Here is a 9515-nt window from a genome sequence, read left to right on the forward strand (position 1 = left end):
AGACTATTCAACGGCATGCATGAATTTGGGCAGAACTCCTGCCCTGTGTCGCGCACTCGACAAAAATCGACATCAGGACGGCGGGCCAGAGTGCGCTGCTTGATCGGCTACGCCCATCGGCGTCAGACCGAAGAGTGCGCTGCCGAAGCCTTTAAATCTTTCCCGCCTATCCATCATCGAGGGGATCAGGGTGCTCGACGCGCGCGTTCGCGCAGCCGCGAAACAGAATGCCATAGCCCGGCTGTTGATGACCGCACCCTGCGTTGGCGCTGTGATCGCGCTTTCGGTCGCCTCGACCTATGACGATGCTTCCCGCTTCCGCCGATCCTCCAGCGCCGGCGCCTATCTCGGCCTCACACCCAGGCGCTACGAACCCGGCGAAATCAGCCGAAACGGCCGCATCTCGAAGCGCGGCGACCAGCTGACGCGGACCCATCTTTATGAAGAGGCCAACGTCATCCTGACGCGAGAAATTGGCTTCTCTTGCCTGAAGGCCTGGGGCCTGCGGAATGCCAAGGGCGCCGGCTTCAAGAAGCGCGCAAGCTTGCCGTCATCCTCCACGCCATGTGGAAGACGAATGAGCCGTTCCGCCACGCCGTCGCTGCAGCCTGACATGGAGCTTTCGATTCCCGATCGACTCCAGTTCCCGAGATGCGTCCTTGCCGGGACGCTGCGCGGATGAGGTCGCTCCCACGTATGCGGTCCTACGGAACCGCGAACACCACTTCGACCCACCCGTTCCAACGCAAACATGCGGCGATCCTTGCGATCGACCCCGGAGAGAACCCTGAGCCCGGCAGGCGCTGCACCAACGAGGAGAAAGGAGCCCATTGACGAAGGCGATTAGAGAACGCTGCGGGCACGATCACCGACGCCGTCACGGCCCTACTTCGACGCCCTCTGGGCGTCCGAGAATTTGAGGCGTTCGTCCGCGAGCGGTCGCAACATTGGGATCGGATCACGAGGTGAGCGAGCCTACCAATTCTTGTAGGCGATTGCGGGACTCAGATTGGTTAGAAGCTCCGTCTTGACGCTGATATCCATTGGAATACGCCTCGTCCAGGAGGCTGGCAGGGAGGTCCCATGGCAAGAGAGAACCACTTTGCCAAGGGAAGGACGTTGTCGCTCTTGCTGGAGCGGACCTTGCTTGCTCTGTCCGCCTTAACCACAGCGATCCTTTTCACTTGGCTGCTATACTATAGCAGTTACGGTCTCAATCTCGAGGACGAAGGTTTCTACCTCAACTTCATCGCGAACCCATTCCCCTACGCAATCAATTCTCCGCCGTCCCTTTTCGGCTTCGTTTACCACCGGCCGTATCTGTGGGTGGGGGGCGATATTGCAGTGCTTCGGATGGCGAACGTCACACTTACTATGGCGCTGGGGTGGATTCTTAGCTTCCTTGCAATCCGGCACCTCTGGACGGTGGGCTGGCTGCAGGCGGCTGTGTTATCGGCAGGGATCGCCAGCATGGCATCAACGGTCTTTCGCTTCCGGCTGACGCTCACCCCGAGCTACTACGCGCTGGCCTTTCAATCGCTTTTGATCATAATGACCGGCTTGCTACTGGCCGACCGGCCAGGGCGCATGCGCCAAGTCTTGGGGTGGATCCTGGTCGGAGTTGGCGGCTGGTGCTGTTTCATGGCCAAGCCGACCACCGCTGCGGCCATTGGCCTCATAGTTATGCTGTATGTCGTCGTTTTGCGCCGAAAGTCGCTGCTGCCCATGTTTGGTGCGGCGGTGATCGCTCTCGCTCTACTGATTATGACCGCCTACTTGATCGACGGTGGCATCACCGGGCTGGTGACGCGTATGGTTAACAGCGCTGAGTTGGAAATCCTGCGGGGTTCCGGACACGAGGTATTTCGCAGCTTTCGGATCGACTGGCTCGCCACCAGCCGCTCGCAACTCGCTATCGCTGTGGTACTGGCCATGGCTCTTCTGCTCAGCATTTTCATGGGATCTGCGGACAAGTTGCTCCCATCGCTGGCGCTCGCTGCGGTTTTGATCGTAACAATAGCAATTGCACTGCTGGGGATCGATCCAATCAGCATCCAGCCTTCGACCCTGTTTCTGGTGCCGGCCTTCACATGCCTTGGCGCGATGCTCTATCGTAAGGATTTGGTTCTGCGCAGTCAGCCTGCAACCAGCATCGCTCTAGCGCTAACCTTCTTGGTCCTGCCGCACGTGTTCGCACTGGGCTCCAATGTCAATTACTGGTATATTGGCGCGCTCGACGCTTTGTTCTGGATGCTCGCGATCGTTGCTTTCCTGAGCCCTCTTGCGCGACAGGGATCCAGCCTCGCCACCTTATTGCCCTTGGCTGTGTTGGCACAGTTTCTCACTGCATCAGTCATCAATGATAGTCTCCTCAACCCGCCCTGGGACATGAGAGATCTGCGCTCTCATACCGCTGTCATGCCAATGCCGGGGGGTGGAAAATTGGTAATCGCGGAATCCCTCCAAAACTATCTGGCCACGGCCAGATCCAAGGCTCGTGCGGCCGGCCTCGAAGCTGGTACCCCTGTGGTCGATCTCACTGGCGACTCGCCGAGCCTGCTGTATGTGCTCGAGACGCGAGCGCTGGGTCTTCCATGGCTTATGGGATGGTATCCCGGCAGTAACGCGGTGGCGGTGGAAGCGATCGGACTTGAGGACTGCTCCGATCTGGCCAAAGCGTGGGTGCTGATCGAACCAGAGCGCAAGTATCATCTCGATCAAGCCAGGGTCATGGCTTCCTTTGGAGCCGGGAGTGCGGACTACGTCGCCGCTGCTACGTTCGATCCCCTCATCGTTAACCCGGATTACCGAATTGGTCGGCAGTTTCTGCTAAAGCCAATTCGCCCCGCCGCTCCGGCGGAGCAATGGTGCCGGCAAGCCAGGCGACAAACGGCGGATAGCCAGAAATGGAGCCAATGAAACGGAGCCAATATTGAAAGCTGTGCGAAAGCCGCAAAAGTCGAGCGGCAGTTTACATAGAGGAGCGGGAAAAAGCTGGGGGTAAGAATTTTGGGTATCCGGAAACCTGTCGGAAAGGATATTCGGTGGCAGGTCAATTGAGGATGAGAGTCTGGGTGGTGTCGTGTTGCCTACCATTTGCCTCATCGAGAATGATACCCGCTCGCCGGGAATAAGGGATTTGGGAGCAGCATATGGCGCTATGCTGCTGGCCTCGCCGATGAGCCGCTGCACGCTTGTTGTCGCCACGCTCTAACGCGCTTCTGCAAGGTGAAAAGCTGTCGCAAGGTGTATCGTCCTGGTAACGGGCCTGGATCTCGACGAGCAGTTCGAGTGCGGTCTGGTCCGGCCGTTCCTCAAGGCACTGTGCCATTCCTCCCAATCGTTCTTGAAGATATCAGGTCGTCGGCCGCGTGGTTTGACATTTTAGGCCCGATGACAACGCGCGAGCCGCCTAGCGCCAGACACCGACCCATCGGACGAACGTTGTGTATTGCTTGCGGGTCAATCGGCCTGGAAACTGAACGCACTCTTCGAAAAGCTGCATGGCGTTGATGTTGGGTTTCCTCCAATCGGTGACACGCGATCGGCCACGCCACGCGGAGCGCGTGGATGCGGCCTTGGCCAGGTTTGGCGTAGACCAGCTTTGGCTTGTGGCGGTGCTGCGGTCGGGGGCGAGATCGCTAGCTTGGTTGCGGCGGACGGACTCGCAATGACCTTTTGGAGGCTTCGCAGATAAAGCGGTTTAGCTATGATTGAGAATGTCGGACGGATCTCGCCGCCGTGCCAGGCGCTTGATAGGCTTGCCACGAATGCGGCCAGGTCAGGCGGCTCGGATGTCGGCGGGGGCGGTATTTCGCCGTCAGCCAATGCTGCCAGGTGAGCCTGCACAGCACTCATTTCCTCGAGACTTTCAGCGGATCGAGCCCAGGGGCGATCTCCGTCAGCTTGGTCTTGGCGGCCAACGGGATACTCTCCGCCTGTAGCAGTCGATTACAGGGCGTCTGTGGCGGATGATAGCGCGCTTAGCCACCTTTGCGCCGTCGCGCCGCTTGACAGCCAGCTTGACGAGGGCTGGAAGAAGTTCACAGACAGCCTGGATGTTCCGTAGAGACGCGTGATCGCTCTGGCCGTTGCCAAGCCTTCGAAGCGACGCTCGAGAAGATTATTGTCGATCGGCATGCTGCCGTCCTCGGTGTGACGAGTCAGATATCCCCATCGGTTCAGGGTGTATGAGACGGCGTTGCCGAACTTGCTGTCCGGCAAGACTTTTGGGGCGATGTCGTCGAGCCATGCCTTGAGAGCATGCCCGGCCTGGCCGGCTTCGTCGCGCAAGCGCTGCAGCAGTTTCAACAGAGCTGGCGCATCGGCATCGAGCTTCTTGAGCGGCTGGCGCTTGAAGCCCGGCCAATGCAATCCGGGATCGCTATGCGACCGCAGCGAATAAGGACAAGCGCAGGATCTTAGATGAGTTCATCGCGGCGACAGGGTATCACGAGAAATCCGCAATCCGTGTGTTGAACAGCTCGTCGAAGCGGAAGCGTCGACAGTCTCGTCAACGGCCTTCGATTTATGATGAGACCGCTCGAGGGGTCCCGGTAGGGACGATGGTTACCCATCGCCCCCCGGTCAGATCCGTACGTGCGGCACTACCGCATACGGCTCCTATCGGATGTTGTGACGGTAAGCCGAGCATCTGGATGCGGATGCATCAGGCGGCACGGTGGCAGGTATTTGCGAAGCAGCCTTTGGAAACGGTCCCAAGGCATGCGGTGTCGCTGGCTTCGACGCATCAATGCGTGTCGCCATGCTCGACCGACCTCCCATCGGAAACCTCCCAACCGTCTTAGATTGTCAGGCACCGCATGGTAGTTCAAATACCCTTGTAACACTTGCCGTAACCACCGACCTACCTTTGCCACCGGTTCATGGCGTCGTCGCATCAATGTCTAGCGCGTCATGCTGTCCCCTTCCTTGTCGGAACCCGTATGAGAAGCCGAGGAAGTCCTGCTCATAGATCGCGCTTAGAACCGTCGACACGGCGATCTGCACGACCTTTTCTTCCAACGCTGCAATGCCGAGTGGACGGAGTCTTCCGTCATTCTTCGGAATGTAGACCCGTCGGGACGGTTGTGCACGATACGCACCGGACTGAATTTCCCGATGTAGTTCGTGCACGCGCCCCCCGAGTGTCTTCTCATAATCGTACCACGTTACGCCATCCACGCCGCTCGCCGCCTGCTTGCGGAGCGCATGGAAGCTCTCCACCAATAGCGTCGGAGTGATGTGGTGCATCAGCGACGTGAAACGCATCTTCGGGTTCCGTTTCGGTCGGGACGGGCGACGCCGATACGACCCGGCATCGAGGGAGCGTCTTGTCTCTGCCTGCCTTGAGCCTGGCGTGTTGGTATCGAGGCTCACGCTCGAACATGGGGTCAATGCGAACCTTCTTCGGAAGTGGATAAAGAAGCGCGCCGAGACCCAGTCCCTCCCGCCGCCCCACCATCGGCGTTCATCCCGGTTCAGATTGAAAGCACTGCCGATCGGGGCTTGCTGCGACAGAGCAGCATGGCTGCGGTGGATTTGCCGGGGACTTGCGATGGATGCGTGGGTCGTCATCGAAAAGGAATGCGCATTTTTCCTCTCCAGCCAAGGTGAGCGCGTCGCTGCCGAACGGCGTGAAGTTGACGCTGGAATGCGGTGATGTGGATGCGTTGGCAGCGGTAATCGGAGCGCTGGGTCATGTTCAGACTGGGCGCTGACTTGAAAGTCTACCTTCACCGCGAGCCGATCGACTTCCGGGCCGGCATCAACAGCCTTGCGGTTCTGGTCCAGGAGACGATGGCGCTCGATCCGTTTGCTCCGGCGGTTTTTGCGTTCTGCAATCGCCGTCGCGACCGGATGAAGCTCCTGTTCTTCGATCGGTCGGGCTTTGTGCTGGTCCTGAAGCGGCTGACCGAGGACAGGTTCCGGTGGCCGCGCCGGGAGGCAGCGGTGGCCACGCTTACGACCGAGCAATTGCACTGGATCCTCGACGGCATCGATATCGATGCGATGGTCCGCCATCCGGTGCGGCAATATCAGGTTGCTGGTTGAGGGCTCTCGAATTGAGCGGTTGACGCGGCGGCATGCTTTCGATTCAAAATCTGATGAATCGACCCGGCGAACCGACTGCTGAAGAGTTGAAGGCGCGCATTGCTGCGCTGCAGGTGCAGAACCGTCAACTCGCCGAACGCGTCGTCAAACTCGAAGAAGAGCTGGCGCTTGCACGACTGCATCGTTTTGAGCCGAAGAGCGAAAAGCACATTGACCGCCTCTTCAATGAAGCCGAACAGGCCGCGCGATGAGGACGCCGCCGACAGCGAAGATGGCGATGTCGTTGTCCTGCCGGACAAGGGCTTGCAGGCGAGCAAAGGGGCAACGGGAAAGAAGCGCGGCCGCAAGGCCTTGCCGGAAAACCTGCCGCGCGAGCGCGTCGAGTATGACCTTCCCGACGACCAGAAGGCTTGTCCCTGCTGCCGTCACCAGATGCATCGCACCGGCGAGGCCGTTACCGAGCAACTTCATATCGAGGTGAAGGCGAAGGTTCTGCAGAATGTGCGGTTCAAATATGCTTGCCGCCATTGTGAGCGCACCGGCATCAACACGCCGGTCGTGACCGCGCCGATGCCCGCGCAACCCTTGCCGGGCTGCATCGCCACGGCTTCGAGGCCGGCCTTCGCGCTCGTTCACAAATACGTCGACGGCACACCGCTCTACCGCCTGGCGCAGGCCTTCGAGCGCGCGGGTGTTCCTGTCAGCCGTGGCGCTCTGGGCCACTGGGTGATCGGCTCGAGCCAAAAGCATCTCTCCCGCATCTATGACGTGCTGATGCTGCGGCTCAGATCGCAGCCCCTCACCCCTGGTGCGTGAGCAGATTCGCGCCATCGAGCAGGAACGCCTGCGCCGGCTGGCTGCCCCGGCCGCGACAGCGAGCGGCCCGCACGCGATGGTACGCCTCATCGCGCGGATCATCGGCACCGGCGTCAGGCGGCCAGATCCTGTCACGCGGCTTGCGCGATCGCCGCGCCGTGGCGCGCTATGCCGGCCGCACCGGGACGCCGGACGAGAGCGGCCAGCGCCGCCGCGAGAGGGGGGCTGGCACGCGCCGGCAACGCCCGCGTGCGGCGCGGCATGATCCAAACTGGCGTGGCGTTTTCTGAGCTTCCAGAAGGACAGTAACCTCGCCCAAGGATTCCGGGCGCGCGAGCGACGGTCGCAAATCCCCACGCAAGACGATGATCGTGGCACTCGCCCGCAAGCTAATGCCGTTCGGTCGCGTCTCTACAGATTTTCCAGGTCAAGTTCAGGGCCTCGTTCTATTCGACCGCGTCAGCAGTTGAAAATTTGACAGTTGCAGCTGTGGAATTCAAACTTCGGAAATATTGGCGCAACATTTAATTCACGCAATATAACCCTGCTGACCCTGGCAAATGTAGTAACGTTTTGGTAATGCCCGATCTGCCGATGACGGCGCGGCGAGCCTCTCGCTTTGCAGCCCTGTGCATCTTGGCGGTCCCAACCTCCAGTGAAAATTTCTCCGGAGACACATTATGGAACGCCTGCGGATGAGAGCCTTCCCTCACTTCAAGGACCCGTAACCGAGGTCCGACCAGTTTGCTTAGTGTCCCGTCAATGCATTCGACCGAGACAGCCAGGGAGACATTTGCGATCGAGTTCGGCCGGTTCCTTGAAAAGACCAACGGCATTGCGCACATGGAACGAATATTTGACCTTTTATCCGCCTTTGCCCTCCATTTTGATTGCCCGTGGATCGCCTATGGGCCTCTTGCACCTGGCCAAAGTGGTTTAAAGCCTGGCCAGCGCGATCCGACGGTCATGCTGAATAATTACCCTGCTGAATGGCAGGCGCGCTATTTCGAAATGGGTTACGACAGGATAGACCCAATCATCAAGACGAGTCGACAGCGAGCAGACGCCTTTCGATGGAGCGAAGTGTACAACGACGGAAGCACGACTGACAACGAGCGACGCGTTTTCGACGAGGCTGCAACGTTCGGTTTAAGGTCGGGCATTACCGTTCCATTGCACGGCCCGGAAAGGAGGCTTGCCATCATGAGCTTTGCTCAACCTTGGGACCGCGAATTCCAAAATCGAACAGTCACCTATTTGCAACTTGCTGCGTTACATTTCCATCTGAGCGTCGCCCAGTTCGAGAATTCGGCGGTATTCGAAAACGCCCCAAGCCTTACGCCGAGAGAAAAGGAGTGCATTCTGTGGACGGCGAAAGGAAAGTCATCTTGGGAAATAGGAACAATTCTAGGGATATCCGTGAATACGGTCAATTTCCACATTAAAAACGTGAAGAAAAAATTGGATACATCAAGTAGGACGCTCGCAGCTATCAAGACAGTAAAGCTCGGAATTGTCGAATTGTAAAAAGCGACGTAAAAGACCATCATGACGAATGTAAAATCGGAGTGTTCCGATAGGGAAAAAATGGTAAGCATTGTTGCCACGAAGTTCAGATGCCCACCGCCCGACCCTTGCATTGTCCCAAGTGCTGAAGCAGCAGCCGCACCCACAAGGAGTCCCTACCGAGAACGAGGCTGGTCCATTCCGTTAAGAGCGGTGCACCACGAGTTTGCTGGGGGCGTGCGAGACATACATTGGAAGGACCTGACGTGCTCCCCGTTTTGTCCGCGTCTATTAGTTAGCCCTGTTCACAACGCGTCCGCCTGTTCGCTGCGCCCTTGCAGGACGCTTGTCCCAATCGCCTGCGACGCCGAGCCAGCTCCAGCGGATGAAGCGGTTGTAGAGCGTCTTGCGCGGACCGTAGCCGGCCATCGCATCCTTCCACTGCAGCCCATTGCGGATCACATAGACGATGCCGCTGACGACGCGTTGGTCATCGACCCTCGGCACCCCGTGCGACAGCGGAAAATGTGGCGAAATCCGCACCATCTGGCGCTCGCTCGGCAGAAACAAATCACCCATAGCGGCCTCCTTCAATGGAGACCACGAATCACATCTCAAACGAAATTGATAGGTCCTGAGCCTAGGCGATCACCGGCATCGTACTTAAGACACCCGGTGATGATACCTGCCATCTTATGTAGTCGCAAAGGCAGAGGTTGCGGGCTACAACTGCGTTGAGCCACCTGATTGCCAAGCCAGGGTGGACTGGTTCAACCATCGGCGGCTCCTCAAGCCTATTCGGGTAAGTACAGGACATTGGGGCCGAAGTTCGGCCGCACGTAGTCCTTGCGACGGTTTTATGGTCGTGGGTTCTCGGTGCTCTGGCTTAAGCAATGATGTTCGATCACTGCCAGCAGAGAAGGGCGTTCCGATGCGATTTAGAATTGCTATGGAAATCACTAAGCTTCAAGGTCAAATTCCAGTGCAACTTATCATCAAAGGCTATCGATTTAGTAAATACGGAGCGGTGGCCTTCGTCCTTCACGAGATTGGGCCTAGAGCACGTCCTGTGATCGATGAATCGATTGTGATGTGACGGCTGCGTTTTGTGCTGATTCAACATCCACCTCGATGGAGGT

The 9515-nt window shown here is 58.5% G+C and carries 6 protein-coding genes and 4 pseudogenes; 7 read left to right on the forward strand and 3 right to left on the reverse strand.

What is annotated here, in order from left to right:
- Window positions 1-190: 190 nt before the first annotated feature.
- Both NKG99_RS31860 and NKG99_RS31865 read left to right on the forward strand, forming a co-directional pair.
- Window positions 191-682, forward strand: a complete 492-nt coding sequence (locus NKG99_RS31860; RefSeq protein WP_352826112.1) for a transposase — start codon at window positions 191-193, stop codon at window positions 680-682.
- 401 nt (window positions 683-1083) lie between these two features.
- The gene (locus NKG99_RS31865) at window positions 1084-2919 is read left to right on the forward strand and encodes a hypothetical protein (protein ID WP_352826110.1); all 1836 of its coding nucleotides are present in this window, start codon (window positions 1084-1086) and stop codon (window positions 2917-2919) included.
- Window positions 2920-3951: 1032 nt separating this feature from the next.
- Here NKG99_RS31865 and NKG99_RS31870 read toward each other — a convergent pair.
- Both NKG99_RS31870 and NKG99_RS31875 read right to left on the reverse strand, forming a co-directional pair.
- Complete coding sequence (locus NKG99_RS31870) at window positions 3952-4374, reverse strand: IS66 family transposase (protein WP_502913105.1); 423 nt, start codon at window positions 4372-4374, stop codon at window positions 3952-3954.
- Between the two features lie 510 nt (window positions 4375-4884).
- Window positions 4885-5271 carry a hypothetical protein gene (locus NKG99_RS31875; RefSeq protein ID WP_352873227.1) on the reverse strand — a complete coding sequence of 129 codons (387 nt, stop codon included), beginning with the start codon at window positions 5269-5271 and terminating at the stop codon, window positions 4885-4887.
- Here NKG99_RS31875 and tnpA point away from each other — a divergent pair.
- From tnpA to NKG99_RS31895, 5 genes and pseudogenes are all read left to right on the forward strand, one after another.
- Window positions 5243-5720 (forward strand): annotated as a pseudogene (gene tnpA / locus NKG99_RS31880) (IS66-like element accessory protein TnpA). The gene NKG99_RS31875 and the pseudogene tnpA sit on opposite strands and share 29 nt — an antisense overlap.
- Window positions 5701-6054, forward strand: a complete 354-nt coding sequence (gene tnpB / locus NKG99_RS31885) for an IS66 family insertion sequence element accessory protein TnpB (protein WP_352873228.1) — start codon at window positions 5701-5703, stop codon at window positions 6052-6054. The pseudogene tnpA and the gene tnpB overlap by 20 nt, the downstream one beginning before the upstream one ends.
- Before the next feature lie 53 nt (window positions 6055-6107).
- Window positions 6108-6864, forward strand: a pseudogene (locus tag NKG99_RS31890) (IS66 family transposase); the annotation flags it as partial.
- Window positions 6860-7340, forward strand: a pseudogene (locus NKG99_RS36080) (transposase); the annotation flags it as partial. The pseudogenes NKG99_RS31890 and NKG99_RS36080, both read left to right, overlap by 5 nt.
- A 292-nt stretch (window positions 7341-7632) precedes the next feature.
- Window positions 7633-8397 (forward strand): LuxR family transcriptional regulator, encoded by a 765-nt coding sequence (locus tag NKG99_RS31895; protein WP_352826309.1) that lies wholly within the window; start codon window positions 7633-7635, stop codon window positions 8395-8397.
- A gap of 342 nt (window positions 8398-8739) precedes the next feature.
- On the opposite strand, the pseudogene NKG99_RS31900 reads toward NKG99_RS31895, so the two are convergent.
- Window positions 8740-8955, reverse strand: a pseudogene (locus NKG99_RS31900) (transposase); the annotation flags it as partial.
- Window positions 8956-9515: the final 560 nt, after the last annotated feature.

It is taken from the genome of Mesorhizobium sp. M1409 (genome assembly GCF_040317535.1).
Lineage (GTDB): Bacteria > Pseudomonadota > Alphaproteobacteria > Rhizobiales > Rhizobiaceae > Mesorhizobium.